The 18,683-nt window shown below is 65.6% G+C and carries 13 protein-coding genes; 5 read left to right on the top strand and 8 right to left on the bottom strand.

The window, feature by feature from the left end; genetic code table 11:
- Positions 1 to 40: 40 nt before the first annotated feature.
- Together V8V93_RS03480 and V8V93_RS03475 are read right to left on the bottom strand one after the other, a co-directional pair.
- Positions 41 to 2,551 carry a cytochrome ubiquinol oxidase subunit I gene (locus tag V8V93_RS03480; RefSeq protein WP_338668984.1) on the bottom strand — a complete coding sequence of 837 codons (2,511 nt, stop codon included), beginning with the start codon at positions 2,549 to 2,551 and terminating at the stop codon, positions 41 to 43.
- A 3-nt stretch (positions 2,552 to 2,554) separates the two neighbouring features.
- Entirely contained in the window at positions 2,555 to 3,598 is a 1,044-nt protein-coding gene (locus V8V93_RS03475; RefSeq protein WP_338668983.1) for a hypothetical protein, read from the bottom strand.
- Positions 3,599 to 3,784: 186 nt separating this feature from the next.
- Between V8V93_RS03475 and V8V93_RS03470 the strand changes: the two genes are divergently transcribed.
- From V8V93_RS03470 to folD, 4 genes are all read left to right on the top strand, one after another.
- Positions 3,785 to 5,998, top strand: coding sequence for a methyl-accepting chemotaxis protein (locus tag V8V93_RS03470; protein WP_338668982.1), 2,214 nt, complete (start codon positions 3,785 to 3,787; stop codon positions 5,996 to 5,998).
- A 98-nt stretch (positions 5,999 to 6,096) separates the two neighbouring features.
- Entirely contained in the window at positions 6,097 to 6,867 is a 771-nt protein-coding gene (locus V8V93_RS03465) for a type III pantothenate kinase (protein WP_338668981.1), read from the top strand.
- A 777-nt stretch (positions 6,868 to 7,644) separates the two neighbouring features.
- Positions 7,645 to 8,931: a phosphopyruvate hydratase gene (gene eno / locus V8V93_RS03460; protein WP_338668980.1), complete on the top strand. Its 1,287-nt coding sequence runs from the start codon at positions 7,645 to 7,647 to the stop codon at positions 8,929 to 8,931.
- Positions 8,932 to 9,108: 177 nt separating this feature from the next.
- The gene (gene folD / locus V8V93_RS03455; protein ID WP_338668979.1) at positions 9,109 to 9,966 is read left to right on the top strand and encodes a bifunctional methylenetetrahydrofolate dehydrogenase/methenyltetrahydrofolate cyclohydrolase FolD; all 858 of its coding nucleotides are present in this window, start codon (positions 9,109 to 9,111) and stop codon (positions 9,964 to 9,966) included.
- 121 nt (positions 9,967 to 10,087) lie between these two features.
- Here folD and V8V93_RS03450 read toward each other — a convergent pair whose 3' ends face one another.
- On the bottom strand, positions 10,088 to 11,377 hold the full coding sequence (locus V8V93_RS03450; protein WP_338668978.1) for an APC family permease: 1,290 nt from the start codon (positions 11,375 to 11,377) through the stop codon (positions 10,088 to 10,090).
- A 111-nt stretch (positions 11,378 to 11,488) separates the two neighbouring features.
- Here V8V93_RS03450 and V8V93_RS03445 point away from each other — a divergent pair, with 111 nt between their 5' ends.
- The gene (locus V8V93_RS03445) at positions 11,489 to 12,382 is read left to right on the top strand and encodes a LysR family transcriptional regulator (RefSeq protein ID WP_338668977.1); all 894 of its coding nucleotides are present in this window, start codon (positions 11,489 to 11,491) and stop codon (positions 12,380 to 12,382) included.
- Positions 12,383 to 12,461: 79 nt separating this feature from the next.
- On the opposite strand, the gene V8V93_RS03440 is transcribed toward V8V93_RS03445, so the two are convergent.
- The 5 genes from V8V93_RS03440 to V8V93_RS03420 all read right to left on the bottom strand — a co-directional run bounded on the left by V8V93_RS03440 (position 12,462) and on the right by V8V93_RS03420 (position 18,608).
- Positions 12,462 to 13,307 (bottom strand): hypothetical protein, encoded by an 846-nt coding sequence (locus V8V93_RS03440; protein ID WP_338668976.1) that lies wholly within the window; start codon positions 13,305 to 13,307, stop codon positions 12,462 to 12,464.
- 218 nt (positions 13,308 to 13,525) lie between these two features.
- Positions 13,526 to 14,860 carry an HD domain-containing protein gene (locus tag V8V93_RS03435; protein ID WP_338668975.1) on the bottom strand — a complete coding sequence of 445 codons (1,335 nt, stop codon included), beginning with the start codon at positions 14,858 to 14,860 and terminating at the stop codon, positions 13,526 to 13,528.
- A gap of 135 nt (positions 14,861 to 14,995) precedes the next feature.
- The gene (locus V8V93_RS03430; protein ID WP_338668974.1) at positions 14,996 to 16,279 is read right to left on the bottom strand and encodes a dihydroorotase; all 1,284 of its coding nucleotides are present in this window, start codon (positions 16,277 to 16,279) and stop codon (positions 14,996 to 14,998) included.
- Positions 16,280 to 16,525: 246 nt separating this feature from the next.
- On the bottom strand, positions 16,526 to 17,455 hold the full coding sequence (locus V8V93_RS03425; RefSeq protein WP_338668973.1) for an aspartate carbamoyltransferase catalytic subunit: 930 nt from the start codon (positions 17,453 to 17,455) through the stop codon (positions 16,526 to 16,528).
- A 22-nt stretch (positions 17,456 to 17,477) separates the two neighbouring features.
- Positions 17,478 to 18,608 (bottom strand): amidohydrolase family protein, encoded by a 1,131-nt coding sequence (locus V8V93_RS03420; RefSeq protein WP_338668972.1) that lies wholly within the window; start codon positions 18,606 to 18,608, stop codon positions 17,478 to 17,480.
- Between the last annotated feature and the right edge of the window lie 75 nt (positions 18,609 to 18,683).

The raw sequence follows: 18,683 nt of genomic DNA, 5'->3' as shown, positions 1-18,683 counted from the left end.
CCGCGCCGCCCGTTCCGTTCCTTCCGGCGGGTGTTCCGCCCTATTCCAGTCCCATGCCCGGATGGTGGGCCGGGTAATCCATGGCTTCCTTGTGGCAGACGGTGCAGTTGCCGCCCGCGCCCAGCGGCCTGGCTTCCTTCATGTACTGCAGGGGCATGACGTTGTCGCGCGGCGTTGCCGGGTAGATGGCGTGGGGCGAGCCGTGGCACGCGCCGCAGTGCATGGCGTCCATGTCATCGCGCCGGGCGGCGAAGAGCCCGTCGGCGTCCTTGGTCCAGACGTTGAAGGCCGAGTCCTTGTCGGGCGCGCCGAAGTCCACGTGGCAAGTCAGGCAGTCGGGCTCGTTGACCCACGGCTTGCGAGGCTTGATGGCCTCCTTGTTGGGCAGGGTCCTGGGAGTGATCCGGGCCATGATGCGGCCCGCGCCGGGCACGTCCCGCGCCTGTTCGGCCTTGAGCAGGGAGATGGCCAGATCCTCGATCATGCCGTGGCAGTCGGTGCAGGTGAAGCCCACGGCCTCGTGCTGGCCGCGCAGGGTGGACTGCGGGTGGCACTTGAGACAGGAGCCCTCGGCCCCGCGCCCGGCCATGTAGATGGCGTGCACGCCGTGGATGGCGGCGGACAGGTTGGGCTTGTTGTTGTTCTCTTCAACGCCCTGGATGGGATCGTCGTGACAGGCCGTGCACTCGACCACGCCCTGGGTCCGGGCGAGCCGGGTCGAGTTCATGCGGTCGTGGGTGACCAGAATGTTCTCCACCGTGCCCTTGGTCACGCCCGAGCCGTCCTGCCGCCACTTGCCGCTGTGGCAGTTGAAGCAGCCCATCTGGTCCGAGGTGGGCGCGACCAGCTTGGCCGTGGCCAGGACCTTGCCGGAACCGTCCGTGGCCGTGAGGGTGACCAGCGGCAGGGGGTTGTAATCGCCGTTCTTGACGTAGGGCGGGATGGCCACCCTGGCCTCATAGCGGCCCGCGTCCTCGTTCAGTTCAAGGGTGCCGGTCAGGGCCTGGTCGGCCTGGTCGGGCTCGATGGCGTAGGTGATGGTCACGTCGTCCATGACCCGTTCGGGCGAGGGATCGCGGCGCACGAGCTGGGCGCGGATGACATTGGACGGGGGCAGCAGGGTCCATGTGTCGTTCTGGGAGAAGAAGCCCATGCCGCGCGAACACCAGCCCACCAGGATGTACTCCGAGGTCGCTGGATCGAAGGGCGCGGACGCGGGTTCGGCCTGCTCCGGGGCCGGGGGGGCCTCCACCGGCGCGTTGCCGTTCAGGTCCTCGGCGATGTACCGGGCCAGGGCCATGCGCTCGGCCGGGGTGCCGATGAACGGCGGCATGTACTTGTTCAGCTTGCCCATGCCGGTCAGGAAGGCATCCATGCCGTTGACGTCGTACTGGGCGGTGCGCCCGGTGATCTCGTTCATGGGGCCGTGCACCGAGTGACAGGCCGCGCATTCGAGCTGGAACAGGAACGCGCCGGCGGCCTTGGCATTCGCGTCGGTGACCCCGCCGGCCAGTTCGGGCGGAGCCCACTTGGCCGAGGCGATGGCCCCCTTCTGGTCGATGACCGGGACGCGGGCCTTGAGGATGGAGGACGAGTAGACCGTATCCCAGATGAGGTACGGCTTGCGGCCCGCCTCGCGGATGAATTCGAAGGAGCCGAACAGCCCCTGGCCGATGAGCAGGACCACCAGGGCCATGGTGAAGGACAGGGTCTTGGGAGTCTTCAGGGCCATGAGCAGCCCGCCGATGAAGGTGGCCGTGCCGAAGATCCAGAAGTACTGCATGAACTGGGCGACGCGGTTCGACTTGTAGACGATCATCTCGTACTGCTCGGGCGGCATGGAGGCCACGTACCACCAGCCGGACAGGAACACGGCCAACACGCCGAGCACGGTCCAGGCCGAACAGACCCGGACGGTGTGCAGGCGGGTGGGCTCGTCCGGGATGCGCGTGGCCGTGACGAAGCCGAACAGCCCGGCGCACACGGCCGAGAAGAACGAACGGAAGACCAGCGAGGACCAGAAGGACGGGTTGAAGAAGCCGTCCCAGAAGCTCTTGGTCTGAAGCCAGTCGCCGGGGGTGAGCATGAAGCCGACGATCCCGTTGATCAGGAACAGGGACAGCCAGCCGAACAGGAAGTAGAGCCAGCCCACGATCATGTGGTCGCGGCGGTCCATGCGGTCCCAGGCATAGTAGTAGATGATCAGGGACACGATCTCGCCCAGAAAGCAGACCCACTCCGCGGCCCAGCCGAAGACGAACTGGTGAATGAGCGTGATGGTCGCCTCGGGCGCGAGCAGGGCCACGGTCAGCCAGATACCCACGCCGGACACGCCGCCGAAGGCCATGGTCAGGAGCAGAAAGAAGCGGGTGTGCTTTTTGGCGTACTCCAGCAGGTGGATGTTGTTCGACTTGTAGGCCGCCCGTTCGGTCAGGACCAGGAACAGGCCGCCGCCCACGGCGAAGTGGGCCACGTAGACGTGCAGGGTGGCGATCAGCGCGATCCAGAAGCCGCCGCCCAGGGTGGTCAGGTGCCAGATGGGATATTCCATGGTCTACGCCCTCCCCTGCCTAGATTTGTAGTAGAGCTTGAGCATGTAGGCGATGAGCGCCCCGCCCCCGGCCACGAAGCCGAGGAACAGGTAGAAGGAGCCGTACTGGTTGGTCACGGGCACGGAGTCCATGGTGAACCACGGGTCCAGGTACAGGACCCGCACCCAGTGGCGGACGAAGGCCATGAGGAAGACGGTCAGCGCCGCCCAGCCCGCGACCCGCATGGGTTCCATGCGGAAGCCCGCGTAGAGCAGGACGCCCGCCGAGGCCAATCCGGCCACCAGGGTCAGGGTGGCGGGCAGGTTGCCGCCCATGAAGGCCAGCATGACCTTGTCCGGCAGGGCCATCAGGAACCAGACGCCCACGGCCAGGTTGACCATGGTGGCCCGGATGAACCACCACATGCCGGTCTCGACGAACCCGTCGTTCTTCATGTGTTTCCCGAGCAGGGCCACGAACAGCCCACCCACGGCCAGGGCTCCGACCATCATGTGCAGGAAGCGGGGATAGAGGGCCGGGTCGCGCCAGTTGAGGAAGCCGCCGTAGCCGTCGAAATAGGGCTGCCAGCCTTCGGGCCGGAGCATCAGCGTCATGTTGTTGGAGAACATGAAGCCCACATAGACCAGGCCGAGCACGGACGAGCCGAACAGGACCAGGCGCAACCCCTTGCCCATGGTCTCGTATTTGAACTTGTACAGGTAGAACCCGTAGTAGGAGTAAAGCAGCACGAAGATGACGGCCAACCACCAGCCGCCCATGAGCACGGAACTGACGTAGTCGAAGTTGCCGTAGTTGACCTGGAGGAAGAGAAGCGGGGCCACGCCCAGGTTGATGGTCAGGGCGAGCAGCGGGGGCAGCTTCATGCCCACCTCGCGGATGAGCCCGGCCTGGCCGCGCGCCGCCTGGACCAGCCCGATTGCCGCCGATCCGAGCAGGGCGTTCATGAACAGCACGTGGGCCGCAAAGGTGGTTATGAGCAGCACATCAAACCAGGCCCAATGTATGGGTATGGCTTCGGCCATCGGGATGAGGGAGGCAGGATTCACGACAACACTCCTTGTGGCATGACTGGTACGACTTTGACCTTATAGGTGATTTCATGAGCGGGCACAACAAGGCCGGTCATTATCGAGAATGTGCACGGTTATATTTTTGCTTGAATTATAATTGCTCCACGGTTCCGCCCTGCTATCATTTATTCAAATATAACAATTCGAAACGGGGAGAACTCCTTGAAGATAGGTCCCAAACTGACAATGCTCGGCACCGCCCTCGTAAGTATGACCGTGGCCTGCATCCTCGGCATCCTCTTGTGGCAGAGCTCCAAAGTCTCAGAAACACTGACTAAATATTTCAATCTCCAGGCCCAGGCCGAGATGACCCTGGCCGTGGCCGACGCCCGCAATCTGCTCGACACCCAGCACGCCACCCTGGCCAAGCAGCTCGAAAACGACATGCGCGTGGTCCTCGACCTGGAGAGGCGCGGCGGCGGGCTGAAGCTCCTGGACGGGACCGTGGAGTGGAACGCGGTCAACCAGATAACCAAGGCCGCCACCACCGTGTCCCTGCCCAGGATGGCCCTGGGGTCCACCTGGCTGGGCCGGAACAGCGACCCGAACACGCCCACCCCCCTGGTGGACGAGATCATGAAGCTGACCGGGACCACCTGCACGGTCTTCCAGACCATGGACGACCAGGGAGACCTCCTGCGCGTGGCCACCAACATCCTCAAGACCGACGGCAAGCGGGCCGTGGGCACCTACATCCCCGGTTCATCGATCGTGGCCAAAACGGTCATGTCCGGCGAGACCTACCGGGGTACGGCGTTCGTGGTCAACGCCTGGTACCTGACCCAGTACCGGCCCATCAAGGACGGGTCCGGCAAGGTCATCGGTTGCCTGTACGTGGGCATCCTCCAGGAGGGCGTGGAGCAGTTGCGCCGCGCCTTCAAGAACGTCAAGCTCGGGCGCACCGGCTTCCTGACCGTGTTCGGCGGGTCCGGATCGTCCGAAGGCATCGTCAAGATGCACAAGGACGACAAGGCCGAGGGCACCAACCTCCTGGACGAGACCGACGCCTCGGGCAGGCCCGTGTACAGGGACCTGGCCGCCCGGGCCAAGGAAGGGAACGGCAAGGTGGTCACCATCGAGACCGACCTGAAGGCGTCCGAGGGGTCTCGCACGGCCATCCTTAGCGCCGTGTATTTCAAGCCATGGGACTGGGTCATCCTCGGCACGGGCTATCTCGACGAGTTCATGGAAGGCCAGCGGGCCACCGAGAACGCGCTCGCGTCCACCAACTGGTGGACCGTGGGCATCGGCGTGGTCATGCTCCTCCTGGGCGTGCTCGTCTTCATCCTCTTCGCCCGTAAGGTCAGCGGGACCATCGGGGCCACGGTGACGGTCATGGCCGACATCAACCAGGGCGACCTGGACGTGCCCCGGCTGGCCGCGCGCACCGGACGCATGCGCGACGAGATGGACGACCTGGGCGCGGCGGTCAACGCCATGGGCGACAAGCTGCGCGAGGTGGTCTCCGAGGTCCAGGCTGCGGCGGAGTCCGTGACCCTGGGCAGCGGCGAGCTGACCGACACCTCCCAAGCCCTGGCCGAGGGCGCGTCCAACCAGGCCAGCGCCGTGGAAGAGGTCTCCGCCTCCATGGAGGAAATGACCGCCAATATCGAACAGAACACGGACAACGCCCAGCAGACCGAGAAAATCGCCCGCCAGGCGGCGGGCGACGCCGAGGAAGGCGGCAAATCCGTGACCCAGACCGTGGAGGCCATGCGCCAGATCGCGGACAAGATCGCCATCATCGAGGAGATAGCGCGCCAGACCAACCTCCTGGCGCTCAACGCGGCCATTGAGGCGGCTCGCGCGGGCGAGCACGGCAAGGGCTTCGCCGTGGTCGCGGCCGAGGTCCGCCAACTGGCCGAGCGCAGCGGCGTGGCCGCGGCCGAGATCAGCGAACTGTCCGCCAACTCCGTGGCCATCGCGGAACAGGCCGGGTCCATGCTCGACAAGATGGTCCCGGACATCACCCGCACCGCCGAACTCATCCAGGAAATCGCCGCGAGCTCCGACGAACAGAACACGGGCGCGACCCAGATCAAGGACGCGGTCCTGGAGCTGGACCGGGTGGTCCAGCAGAACGCGGCCGAGTCCGAGCACGTAGCCGCCGCCTCCGAGACCCTGTCCGGGCACGCCATGCAGTTGCAGCAGATCATCGGCTACTTCCGCCTGGGCAGCCCCGGCGCCGCTCCGGCCAGACCCAAGGTCTCGGTCAAGGCCTCCCGGCCCCAAGCCAAGCCCCTGCCCTCCCGCCCGGCCAAGGCCGCGCACAAGGCGACGCCCAAGGCCATGCCTCCTGGCCACGCCGACGCGGGCGGCCTGGACCTGGACATGGCCCGGGACATGGACGACGACACCGACTTCGAAAAGTTCTGACGGTCCCGCAGACCGAAGGCCCGCGCCTCCTCCCTCCAGGGCGCGGGCCTTGTTTTTTGCCTGAAAAAGGATAGAAACACTCCGAAAGGAGACACGTTATGGGCAAGACGCTGCTGTTCGACGCGGGCAATACCAACACCAAGCTCTGCCTGGCCGACGACCAGGGACTCAACGAGTGCTACACCCTCCCCACCCGCCCGGCCAACACCGACGACGACTGGGGCCTCAAGATCGAATCCATCCTCCTGCGCGAGGGCGTGGAGCCGACCGACATCGAGGCGTGCGTCATCTCCTCGGTGGTCCCGCCGCTCGACCCGCTGATCAAGAGCATGGCCGCCCGCTTCCTGGAGTGCGAGTGCCTGTTCGCGGGCCGCGACCTGGAACTGGACATCGACAACGAGTACGCCCATCCCGAACAGGTGGGCGCGGACGTCCTGGTCGGCTGCTACTCCGCGCGCATGACCTACGACGAGAAGAACCTCATCGTGGTGGACTTCGGCACGGCCACCACTTGCGCCTGCATCCAGGGCAACGCCTTCAAGGGCGGCCTGATCTGCCCCGGCCTGCTCTCCTCGGCCTCGGCCCTGGCCTCGGGCACGGCCAAGCTCCCCAAGGTGGACCTCACGGTCACCGGCCCGACCCTGCACTGGGGAACCAGCACGGCCGAGTGCCTCAACCAGGGCTTCGTCTTCGGGTTCGCGTCCATGATCGACGGCCTCATCGAAAAGCTCTCCGTCCAGCTCAAAACCCCCTTCGTGGTCGCCACAGGCGGCCTGGCCCCGACCATCGCCCAGCTCTCCGAGTCCATCAACGAACTGCGCCCCGACCTGGTCATGGAAGGACTGTGGATGGCCTATTACAACAGATAGGCCGATCGGGGCCCGGCTTGGAGGATGCCTCCGGCGGGCCTACCGGCGGTCTCCTTCGGAGAGACCAGGGCGCTGCCCTGGACCCGGCAGGGAGCAAAGCCCCCTGCACCCCCATGTTCGCTGCGCTCAAGGGCGTGCGGACGCGAAAGGCTGGCTCGGGACACCTTCCGCCGTGCCGGTTGGCGATTTCGGATAGAAAAAACGGGTGAAACGGCGTGCCTCTTCGCATGAAGGCGCACGCCGTTTTTTCTATCCGAACTCGCGGTTTTTGTTGAAAGAGAAAGTTGCCCGTTAAAAAAAACTCTTCGCCACCGACCGAAAACGCCGCAAAGTCGATTTGCCGCGTCCGGCATCCCGCCAGCGGCGTTGGCTACCGTCCCGAAGGGTTCGCGCCGGGCAGCTTTCCGCGCGCCGAAGATGCCCGGCGCGAACACTTCGGGACACCGCCCTGCCAAGCTACTCCCAACTCCACGCGCAACACTTCGTCACCTCGCGTCCGCACGCCCTGCCGAAGGCACGCAAAAAGCTCGGGAGGGGTCCAGGGAACCCTCTTCAAGGGTTCCCCTGGCGGGTCTGAGCAGCGCCCCCAGCCGCCGGAGGCGCCCGCCCGGCGAGGGCCCGCCGGGAGCGTTCTCTGTCGCCGTATCGTTTCAAAAATAATAACTGCCCATTTCCGCGCATCCGTAGTAAGGAATTGAGCATTGGGCGAAAATCCTCTAGAATCCGCCCGCTTTCGCTGTTTGCAACGTGTACAACCCTGAGTTCAAGGAGTTCGATATGAGCATCATCACCGGCGTCTGGGCGCGAGAGATTCTCGACTCGCGCGGCAATCCCACCGTGGAGTGCGAAGTGGTTCTGGAATCCGGCGACATCGGCCGGGCGGCCGTGCCTTCGGGCGCATCCACCGGCTCGCGCGAGGCGCTTGAGCTGCGCGACAAGGAAGAGCGCTACGGCGGCAAAGGCGTGCTCCAGGCCGTGGAGAACGTGCGCGGCGAGATCGCCGGCGCGGTCATCGGCATGGACGCCGTGCGCCAACTGACCCTGGACAACGCGCTCATCGACCTCGACGGCACCGAGAACAAGGACCGGTTGGGCGCCAACGCCATCCTCGGCGTGTCCATGGCCGCGGCCCGCGCCGCCGCCAGCTTCATGGGCATGCCGCTGTACCAGTACCTGGGCGGCACCAACGCCAAGCTCCTGCCCGTGCCGCAGATGAACATCATCAACGGCGGCGAGCACGCGCCCAACAACCTGGACATCCAGGAATTCATGATCATGCCCGTGGGCGCGGACACCTTTGCCGAGGCCCTGCGCATGGGCGCGGAAATCTTCCACAACCTGAAATCCATCCTGGCCAAGGACAAGCACGTCACCAGCGTTGGCGACGAGGGCGGCTTCGCCCCGAACCTGGCCTCCCACGCCGAGGCCTTCGAGTACATCATCCGCGCCTGCGAGGCCGCGGGCTACGAACCCGGCCGCGACGTGGGCCTGGCCATCGACGCGGCGGCCAGCGAGTTCTACAAGGACGGCAAGTACGTCCTGGCGGGCGAGGACAAGATCCTGACCGCCGGGGAGCTCATCGACTTCTACGACGACCTGGTCTCCCGCTTCCCGCTGATCTCCATCGAGGACGGCCTGGCCGAGGGCGACTGGGACGGCTTCTCCCTGATGACCGAGAAGATGGGCGACCGCATCCAACTGGTGGGCGACGACATCTTCGTCACCAACCCGGACATCCTGGCCGAGGGCATCGACCGCGGCATCTGCAACTCCATCCTGATCAAGCTCAACCAGATCGGCACGGTCACCGAGACGCTCGACACCATCGAGCTGGCCAAGACCGCAGGCTACACCAACGTGGTCTCCCACCGCTCGGGCGAGACCGGCGACACCTTCATCGCCGACCTGGCCGTGGCCGTGAACGCGGGCCAGATCAAGACCGGTTCCCTGTGCCGCTCCGACCGGCTCGAAAAGTACAACCAGCTCCTGCGCATCGAGGAGGAACTCGACGAGGACGGCGTCTACTACGGCCCCATCCTGGCGGGCAGTTTCTTCGACGAATAGAAGAAAACGACAAGGGGGAGGGCCGCGCGGCTCTCCCCCTCTTCGTTGCGCCGCGCAGCGGCGGGCGGCGAAAAATCGGGCGAGCGCCCTCGGCGGCTTGCCATCCGGTGCCTTTTTCTCTACGTAGCGACCAGCACGTGTACGGCATCCCAATATTTCAAACGCGGAGAGAGAGACATGATCCTGCTTGACGGAAAGGAAACGGCCGCGACCATTCGCGCCGAGATACGGGAAGAAGTGGACCAACTCACGGCCAAATACGGCCGCAAGCCCGGACTGGCCGTGGTGCTGGTGGGCGAAGACCCGGCCAGCCAGGTTTACGTGCGCAACAAGGAGCGCGCCTGCGAGGACTGCGGCATCCGCTCCATCCCCCACCGCCTGGAGACCGCCAGCCAGCTTGAGCTGGAAGGCCTCATCAACGAGCTCAACAAGGACGTCGCCGTGGACGGCATCCTGGTCCAGCTCCCCCTGCCCAAGGGTTTGGACTCCCAGAAGATTCTCGATATGATCGACCCCAACAAGGACGTGGACGGGTTCCACCCGGTCAACGTGGGCAAGATGTCGCTGGGCCTGCCCGGCTTCAAGCCCTGCACCCCGGCCGGCGTCATCAACCTGCTCAAACGCTACGGCCTGGACCCCGCCTGCAAGAAGGCCGTGGTCATCGGACGGTCCAATATCGTGGGCAAGCCCCTGGCCATGATGCTCTCCCAGAGCGGCCCCTGCGCCAACGCCACGGTGACTCTGTGCCACTCGCGCACCCCGGACCTCAAGGCCGAATGCCTGGAAGCGGACTACATCTTCGCGGCCATCGGCAAGCCCAAGTTCGTGACCGCCGACATGGTCAAGGAAGGCGCGGTCGTGGTCGACGTGGGCATCAACCGGACCGACGAGGGCCTAGCCGGTGACTGCGATTTCGAAGCCCTCAAGGACAAGGTCCACGCCATCACCCCGGTCCCCGGCGGCGTCGGCCCCATGACCATCGCCCAGCTCATGGTCAACACGCTGGAGGCCTTCAAGCTCCACGTGGGTGCCTAGACGAACGCCACACCCGCCCCACCCGCACAAGCCTTGCCGCGAGGGGGAGTAGAAAAAATGAAAAAGGGCCGGAATTATCCGGCCCTTTTTCATTGGGCGAAAACCGTACGGGGCGGCGGGCCTACGGTCCGGGCTTGACCCGCTCCACGACAGGCCCCTTTCGTGCGGGACGCCGATGCCGTGCGGAACGCAGGCCGAGGGCCAGAGCCATGATCGCGATGGCCGCCAGCACCGGCCAGCGGGAAGTGAGCAGGACCGCGAACAGGCACAGGGCCAGGACCAGTGACACCACGCGCGGCAGGGGCGCGGCCAGGAGTCTGGCGGCGGCCAGGGCCCCGAGCAGGGCGTTGACCAGAAAAAAGCCGTCAGCGATGGCCAGGATGCCCGCCATGTCGAGCACCCCGAGGGAGACCAGGGCGAGCTGGCCCAGGTGAACCAGGGTGTAGACGGCCAGGATGGCCACCGGCACCCCGCGCCCGTTGCGCCGGCCGACCCAGGCTGGCAGGCCGCCCTGCCGGGCCAGGTGGGCCACAAGGCGGACGACCGCGCCCACGAACATGAGGTAAGTGGTCACGCACAGGGCCGCCACCAGGGCGGCCATGATCCACGGGGCCGCCGGGCCGAACAACGGGTGGAGCAGCCCGGCCACGCCGTGCCCCGCCCCTTGCGGGAAGGCGCCGAGCTGGAGCCCGGCGGCCACGGCCAGGCTGACCAGACCGACGACCGCCCCGGCCAGCAGGGCGGCCCGGACCATGGTCCGGCGCGGGTCGCGCACCTCGGCCCCGTAATTGCCGACCACCTCCCAGCCGACCACGGCGAAGAAGAGCAAAAGCAGGGTGTAGCCCAGGGTCGGGACGGACAGCGGCGGCGGAGCGAGCAGCGCGGCCGCGGCCTCGGACGATCGATGCAAGGCCAGGGTGACCGCGGCCCCGGCCAGGAGCAGGATGGTGGCCGAGACGGCCAGGACGGTGGTCACGCGACTCATGGTCCTGAGCCCTCCGGCCAGGAGCAGGGCGCTGCCCACCTGGACCGCTGCGGCGGCAGCGCCGTGCGCGGCCGGGGTGTCCGGCAGCAGGCCCGGAGGCAGGTAGTCGGCCACGGTCAACATGACCGCCGCCGGGCCGAACAGGGCCGCCCCGGCCAGGGCGTAGGCCCCCAGGTCCCTGGCCCACGGCCCGAAGGCCCTGGCCACCGCGTCGGCAGCGCCGCCCTCGCCCGGAAACAGGGTCCCCACCCTGGCGAAGATGTAGGCGAAGGCCGCGCCGAAGAGCATGGTCGCGCCCCAGGCGGGCAAGGCCCACGGCCCGGCCACCTCGATGGCCAGGGGCGGCAGGATGATGATGCCCGAGCCGAGCACCGCCCCCGTCATCAGACAGGATAAAGGAACCGTTCCGATTTTCCGTTGGCTCATCAAACCTCTCCTTCTTGATTTGCCACTGCTATCATGCGAAAGAATGAAAAATCCAATTCGAATTTTCCGGGCATCCCTTCGGAAAACCGGAACGCGGAAAGGGGCGATGACGTGGATATACGCAACTTGCAGTGCTTCGTGGCCGTGGCCTTTGCCGGGAACCTGACCAGGGCGGCCGAGACGGTCTTTCTCAGCCAATCGGCCATGAGCGGACAGATCAAGCAACTTGAGGAAACGCTGGGCTACCCTTTGTTCGAACGCCAGGCCCGGGGCATGCTCATGACCCCCGAGGGCGAGGCGCTGCTGCCATACGCCCGGGCCGCCATCCAGGCCATGGAGGATTTCCGCGTCCGGGGCGAGGGGCTCAAGCGGACCGCGTCCTCGAGGCTGGTGATCGGGCTGAACTCGGACCCGGCCTTCCTGCGCATGGCCGAGCTGGCCCGGATCATGCGCGCCGGCGCACCGGGCGTCCAGCCGTCGTTCATCGTCTCGCAGAGCCGCTACACGGCGGCCTCCCTGCGCTCCGGCGAGATGCACGTGGGCTTCCGCTTCGGCCTGTGGAACGAAGAGGGGGTGCACGACGAGTATGTGGCCTCGGTGCCGCTGGTCATCGCCGTGCCCACGGCCCTGGCCGAGGGCCTGGTCCCCGGCGACTGGCGCGCCCTGGCCGCCCTGCCGTGGATCTACACCTTCCGGGGCTGTCCCTTCCACGTGGCCCTGCGCCAGCGCATGTCGGCCTTCGGAGTGGAGCCCAACCCGGTGGAGCAGACCGTGGACGAGGCGATCATGCGCGAGCTGGTGGCCGAGGGCATGGGCGTGGCCGTCCTGCGCGAGGACGAGGGCAGGCGGCTGGCGGCGGCCGGTCTGGCCGTGCTCTGGCCCGAGAGCCTTCAGGTCCCGCTCTGCCTGTCCTTCCTTGAGGCGCAGGGGGCGCGCTCGCCCATCCGCGAGTTCCGCGACGCCGTGCGCACGGTCTGGGACGTGGACCGGCGCATGGTGGCTTGATCCGCCGGGGTCCGGACTTTGCGCACGAAAAAGCCGACTCACGACGAGTCGGCTCGCAAAAAGTCCGGCAGGGTGGAGCCTAGACTGTTATGCTGGTCAGTTGGGGCGAGGTGTCGCCCGGCACCTTCTGGTAGGCCGCCACGGCCTGGTCCATGGTTGCGTTGGCCGGGTCGAACTGCTCCTCCAGTTGGGTGGTCAGATCCTGGAGTTGGGCGGTGTTGTCCAGCTCGCCCTTGAGCTGTTCGAGCAGTTGGTTGAGCTGGTCCAGGGTGTCGGCGGAGTCCGTTTCCTGGGCGATCTGGGAGAAGATGCGCGCCCCGGCGGCCTGGGTTGCCGAAGCTTCGCCCGTGGACTCGGCCACGTGGAAAATCTCGTTCTGACCGTTGTCGAAGAAATCGTTCAGGGCGGTGTTGATGCCCGAGTTGAACTGGGCAATGGCCGTGTCGCCCGCGTTGGTGCCGAAGTTCCGGTCGATGAACTTGAGGACGTTGAGCAGCCCGTTGCCCAGAGAGTCCTCGTTGACGCCCGAAGAGGTGGCCTTGATGACGATGCCCGCGGCCGCTGCGGCGGTTTCGTCGCCGAACTTCTCGCGGACCCAGTCCATGGTCGATGCCAGTTGGTCGCGCAGGCCGTCGCTGTCCTTGACCTCTCCGTTTTCGTCCTTGACCTCGCCCATGCGGCGGACGATCTCGTTGGCGAAGGTCTCGCCCAGGGTGCGGGGGAAGTCCTCGGACAGCTTGTCCGCCTGACCCGGCGCATTGGCTAGGGCCATGGCCGCCGGGGTCAGTCCGTCCTTGGCCGGATTGATCTCCGCCATCTTCCCGAGGCGCATGCCCGGTGAATTATCCAGCAGCGAGGCCGCGGTCCCCACGTCCTGGCCCTGGTCCTTCCGCGTCTTGAGCTGGTGCATGAACCCATAGTTCATATGTGCGCCGGAGATTTGCATACCCACTTTATCGACGCCCCTCCCCTTTTCTTTATGCCCGTAACAAAAAAAAATTCCCCGCCCCCGCTCCCCCGCAAAACGGCACCCAAAAGTTTAGGAAGGAAGAGGAGATGGGGAGGGGCCGGAGGCGGCTGCACGACAAAAGCCCCGGTGCGGCGGGGCCGGACCGGGGCTTTCTCAGTGTGCTGTCGCCTTTTTTAGTACAGGCGGTGTTCCTCTACGTAATCGAGGACGAAGTCTTCGGCCTCTTCGACGGTCGAGACGTCGTCGCGGACCTGGGCCTCAAGGAGCTGGTCGCGGATCTTGCCGATGGTCGGGCCGGGCTTGAGCTTGGCCAGTTCCATGATCCGGTTGCCGTCGAGCAGCGGTTCGAGCTCAAGGTCCGGGATATCCGCGCGCTCGGCCATCTTCAGGTTGTGGTTGAACTCGCGCCAGGAGCCGTTGCGCGCCTTGATGTCGGCGCGGACCATCTCCATGATGCGCGGGTATTCGTCCAGGGAGCGCAGTCGGCGGATGCCCTTGTCGGTGAGCATGAAGTGCGGACGCATGTGGTTCTGGACCAGATCGCAGATCAGATCGATGTCCTGCTCCTCGAAATGGAGCCTTTTCAGGACCTTGCGGGTGACCTTGGCGCCCACGCGATGATGCTGCAGGAAATTCCAGCGGCCGTCGTAGTATTCGGCGGTGTAGAGCTTGCCGATGTCGTGGAACAGACAGGCCACGGTGCCGAACCAGTCGTAAGGCAGCTCCTCGGGATAGGTCTTCATGACGTCCAGGGTGTGCACCAGGACGGTCTCCTCGGTGCCCTCCTCCGGATTCTTGATCTGGGAGACGCGGGACAGGGCCGCGATCTCGGGGATGAGCCCGTGCAGGAGCATGGAGTCGAAGAGCAGACCGAAAAACTTGTACATGGCCTCGGCCTCGACCTTGCGCCACTCGTCCAGGAAGTCGGACATGGGCACGTAGTCGAGCACGCGCCGGGAGCAGCGTACGATGGCGGCCCAGGAGTTGGCCTCGATCTCTTTGTCGAAGTTGGCGGCGAAGCGCATGGCCCGGTAGGCCAGGGAGTAGTCCTTTTTCAGGACCTGGTCCGGGATGCCCTTGAAGCGGATCTGGCCCTCGGAGAAGTCCGCAAAATCGGCGTAGGTCTCCTTGGCCCGGGGGATGAACGGGCAGACCGAGGACAACGGGATGTCGCCGCGCTGCTCCAGCCGCTTCAAAAGGCGCGGGGTCATGGTCGAGACCGCCTCGTCCGTATAGGCGGCCTCTTCGGTGGAAGCGGGATAGAAATAGTAGGTCACGCCCCCTTCAACAAGGGTGCCCACCATGTCCTTGTCACCGGATTCCTCCATGCTGGGAAAATATTTCTTCAACTCGTCGAACGGGGCCTCGGTGCAGATATCCAGTTCCTGCTCGCTGCCCGTTTCGTCCAGGGTGAGCGCCTGGAGCCGGACGTTGATGATATAGGCATCAAACCCGTTGCGCATTATGGTTTTGCAAAAGCCGACAGCATCTTTGAAAGGCTGACTCATATCTCTCCTCTCTCGGCCGCCCGCGCCGCTTCGGGGCGTACGGCCTCACATTGAATCGTTGCAAGGTGGCGCCCCGCGGACAGGCTCTGCCCCGGCGCGATTCCCCGGCTCCTAGTCGGCCGGCGGGAATCCCTTTTATACAATCTTTTTGCCCGCAATGAAATGGGTTTTTACCCGCCCTTTCAGCACAGAACCGAGCAGCGGCGTGTTTTTTCCCTTGGAATGCAGGGTGGACGGCGAAACGGTCCATTCCTCGGCCTCGTCGAACAGGAAAAAGTCCGCCGGATCGCCGGGCGCGAAGGTGTTCACCGGCAGGTTGAAGACCTTGCACGGGGCCGTGGTCCAGGCGCGCAGAAAGGTCTCGCGGGTCAACACGCCGTCCCTGACCAGCCCCCAGGTCACGGACAGGGCCGTGTCCAGGCCGGTGATGCCGCATGGGGCCACGTCGAACTCGGTCTCCTTCTCGTGGCCCGCGTGGGGCGCGTGGTCCGTGGCCAGGCAGTCGATGGTCCCGTCGTTCAATGCCTCGATCATGGCCAGCCGGTCGTCCTCGGGGCGCAGGGGCGGATTGACCTTGGCCAGGGCGTCGTATTCCGTGGCCTCGGCCTCCAAAATGTTCTCGGTCATGGTCAGGTAGTGCGGCGTGGTCTCGGCCGTGACCTTCACCCCGCGCGCCTTGGCGTAGCGGATGAGATCCGCGGACTTGCGGCAGGAGATGTGCGCCAGGTGGATGGGCAGGTCCAGGTACTCGGCCAGCAATACGTCGCGGGCCACCTGCAACGCCTCGGCCACATCCGGCTGGCCGGGCAGCCCGAGGCGGCTCGACACCTCGCCCTCGTTCACGCCCACGCCCACGCCCAGGTACGGGTCCTCGCAGTGGTCGATGACCACGCGGTCCCAGTCCGAGGCATACTCCACGGCCAGGCGAAAAATCTTGGTCGACTCCACGGGCACGCCGTCGTTGGAAAAAGCCGCGCAGCCCGCCTGGGCCAACTCGGCCATGGGCGCCAGTTCCTGGCCCTTGAGCCCCTTGGTCAACGCACCGATGGGGAACAACCTCGGGCCCTTGGGCCAGTACCTGCGGGCCTTCTCCAGCATCAGTTCGGTCACCGAGCCGTTGTCGTTCACCGGCTTGGTGTTGGCCATGCACATGATGTTCGAGAATCCGCCCCAGGCCGCGGCCCGCAGACCGGACTCCACGTCTTCCTTGTACTCGAACCCCGGCTCGCGCAGATGCACGTGCACATCCGTCAACGACGGCAGCAGCGTCAGCCCGAAGGCCTCCTCCACCGTGGCGTCGCCCGCGTCCAGCGACTCGGCCGAGGGTTTCACCTCGACGATCTTGCCCCGGGATACGAAAACGTCCACGTCCTTGCCGCCCAGTTTGGCGCGCCTGACTATCAAATCGATCTTGGCCATATTGAGCCTCCTGTGTGTGCCTCCGGCGGCCCTGCCGGGGGCCCCTCCGGGGGCCTAAGAACCTTTTGGAAAAGGTTCTTAGGGATCTCCAAAACTTTTTGTCGCCGCCTCGCGGGGAGTATCACCCGCAACGGCCTTTCCCTGAATGAACAACTTCGCCGAAGGCGACAATGGGATTGCAAAGGGCTCGCCCTTTGCCCGCCGGAGGCGAAGTCACCCGACTATCGCCGCCGCAGGCGGCATCCCCTATTCTTCGCCCTTCCTGGTCATGTACAGGAACAACAAAGCCATGCGCACGACCACGCCGCTGGCGACCTGGTCGAGGATGAGGGAGCCCGCCGAGTCGGCCAGTTCCGAGCTGATTTCCACGCCCCGGTTGAGCGGGCCGGGGTGCAGGATGCGCACGTCCGGGTTGGCCCGTTCCAGGTGCCGCGCGCCCAGGCCGAAGGTCCGGGAGTATTCGCGCAGGTCGGGCAGCAGTCCGTCCTTCTGGCGTTCGAGTTGCAGGCGCAGGCACATGACCGCGTCCACGCCCTTGACCGCCTCGTTCAGGTCGGAGAAGACCTTGACCGGCCAGGTTTTCAGCGCCGGGGGCAGCAGGGTGCGCGGGCCGCACAGGCGAACCTTGGCCCCGAGCCGGGTCAGCAGGATGACGTTGGACCGGGCCACGCGGCTGTGGGCGATGTCGCCGAGGATGAGGATTGTCTTGCCCGCCACGTCGCCCCACTCCTGGTGGAGGGTGAAGGAGTCGAGCAGGGCCTGGGTGGGGTGCGCGTGTCGGCCGTCGCCCGCGTTGATGACCGAGCAATCCAGCCGGTCGGCCATGAACCGGGCCGCGCCCGAGCACCAGTGCCGGATGACGATGGCGTCCGGGGCCATGGCCTGGAGGGTCAGGGCGGTGTCCTTGAGGGACTCGCCCTTGGTCAGGCTGGATGAGCTCTTGGCCAGGGAGAAGGTGTCGGCGGACAGCCGCTTTCCGGCCACGTCGAAACTCGTCTTGGTGCGCGTGCTCGGTTCTGCGAAGAAGAGCACCACGCTGCGGCCCTTGAGGGTGGGCACCTTCTTGACCGGCCTCTCCTGCAGTTCCTGGAACCGCCCCGCCGTCTCGAAGATCGCCATGACCTCCGGTTTGGAGAGCTGGGACACGTCCAGGAGATCCTTGTGTAACCATTTCATGTCGTTTCTTGCCTCCGGCATCCTAGAATAACGCTTGCAGTGTCTCCGGGACCATGGCGAAGGCCGCGACCTTGCCCGGTTCCAGCGTGCCGAGGGTGTTGCCCGCGCCCAGGATTCGCGCCGGGTTGCGGGTCACCATGGCGAGCACGTCGTCAAGGGACAGCCCGCCGTTGAAATTTTCCTTGAGGTACAGGGCCTCGTTCCACAGGTCGAGGTCGGTGTTCGAGGCCAGAGAATCCGTGCCCAGGCACAGGGGCGTGCCGGACGCGAACCACTTCTCCCACGGGGCGCGGCCCACGCCGATGAACTCGTTGGAGCGCGGGCAGAGGCAGACCGTGGCCCCGGACCCGCGCACGGTGTCGATGTCATCACTCGTGACCTTGACGCAGTGCACGGCCAGGGTGGTCTCGTCCAGCAAGTCCAGTGCGGACGCCTGCTCCACCGGGCGCTTGCCCGGCGGTTCGAAGTCGAGCAGCCGCCCGCGCGCCTGGAGCAGGTCCAGGAAGGCGCTGGGCTCGCCCGCCATGATGGCCGTCTCGTCGTCGTGTTCGGCCAGGTGCAGGGAAAAGGGCAGCCCCTTTTCGCGCGACTCGGCCTTGGCCGCCCGGAGCACGTCGCGGTGGGTGGTGTACAGCGAATGTCCGGCCACGGAGATGAAGCCCGCCTGGAACTCACCGGACGGGATGAAGGTCTTCTTGGGCACGGTCTCGCCGATGGCCTCGCAGAAGACCGCGAAAAAAAGGCCGGAAGCTTCGAGCATTCCGGCCATCTCCTTGGCGAAACGGGTGGCGATGTCCCCGACCATGACGGTGCCGGTTCGTTTGAGTTCCTGCACGGCCTGGTCGAGCAGGTCCGGTTCGAGGTCGAAGATGGGCTGTTTGAGCAGGTCTTCCACCCAGGTGACGAACCCCTGCCCGGCGGGGCATTTGCCGCGCAGGTGGGCCAGTTCGAGATGGGAATGGGCGTTGACCAGCCCGGGACACAGAAAAACGTCCCCGAGATCGAGGACGCCGTCGGTATGGGTCTTGCGCAGGGAGCCGAACGTGCCGACTTCCCTGATGATCCCCTGTTCGACGAGGATGGCGGCGTCGTCGATGACGGGCGCGCCGGGTATCATGGTCGCGGCTCTGGCCGCGCGAACGAGTTCAACCATTTCGGTTAATTCGTCTCCCCTGCTTTCGGTTTGATGTCTACGGTGAAGTGCCCGCGCACGGGCTGAGAATATTTC

Source organism: Pseudodesulfovibrio sp. 5S69 (assembly GCF_037094465.1).
In the GTDB taxonomy this organism is placed as follows: domain Bacteria; phylum Desulfobacterota; class Desulfovibrionia; order Desulfovibrionales; family Desulfovibrionaceae; genus Pseudodesulfovibrio; species Pseudodesulfovibrio methanolicus.
Note: the sequence above shows the minus strand (reverse complement) of the source record. Positions and strands in the feature narration are given on the sequence as shown.

Coding starts and splice junctions, on each gene's coding strand:
- V8V93_RS03440 (WP_338668976.1), bottom strand. CDS start 13,307: ATGAACTATGGGTTCATGCACCAGCTCAAGACGCGGAAGGACCAGGGC.
- folD (WP_338668979.1), top strand. CDS start 9,109: ATGATCCTGCTTGACGGAAAGGAAACGGCCGCGACCATTCGCGCCGAG.
- V8V93_RS03450 (WP_338668978.1), bottom strand. CDS start 11,377: ATGAGCCAACGGAAAATCGGAACGGTTCCTTTATCCTGTCTGATGACG.
- V8V93_RS03430 (WP_338668974.1), bottom strand. CDS start 16,279: ATGGCCAAGATCGATTTGATAGTCAGGCGCGCCAAACTGGGCGGCAAG.
- V8V93_RS03435 (WP_338668975.1), bottom strand. CDS start 14,860: ATGAGTCAGCCTTTCAAAGATGCTGTCGGCTTTTGCAAAACCATAATG.
- V8V93_RS03425 (WP_338668973.1), bottom strand. CDS start 17,455: ATGAAATGGTTACACAAGGATCTCCTGGACGTGTCCCAGCTCTCCAAA.
- V8V93_RS03420 (WP_338668972.1), bottom strand. CDS start 18,608: ATGGTTGAACTCGTTCGCGCGGCCAGAGCCGCGACCATGATACCCGGC.
- V8V93_RS03480 (WP_338668984.1), bottom strand. CDS start 2,551: ATGGAATATCCCATCTGGCACCTGACCACCCTGGGCGGCGGCTTCTGG.
- V8V93_RS03465 (WP_338668981.1), top strand. CDS start 6,097: ATGGGCAAGACGCTGCTGTTCGACGCGGGCAATACCAACACCAAGCTC.
- eno (WP_338668980.1), top strand. CDS start 7,645: ATGAGCATCATCACCGGCGTCTGGGCGCGAGAGATTCTCGACTCGCGC.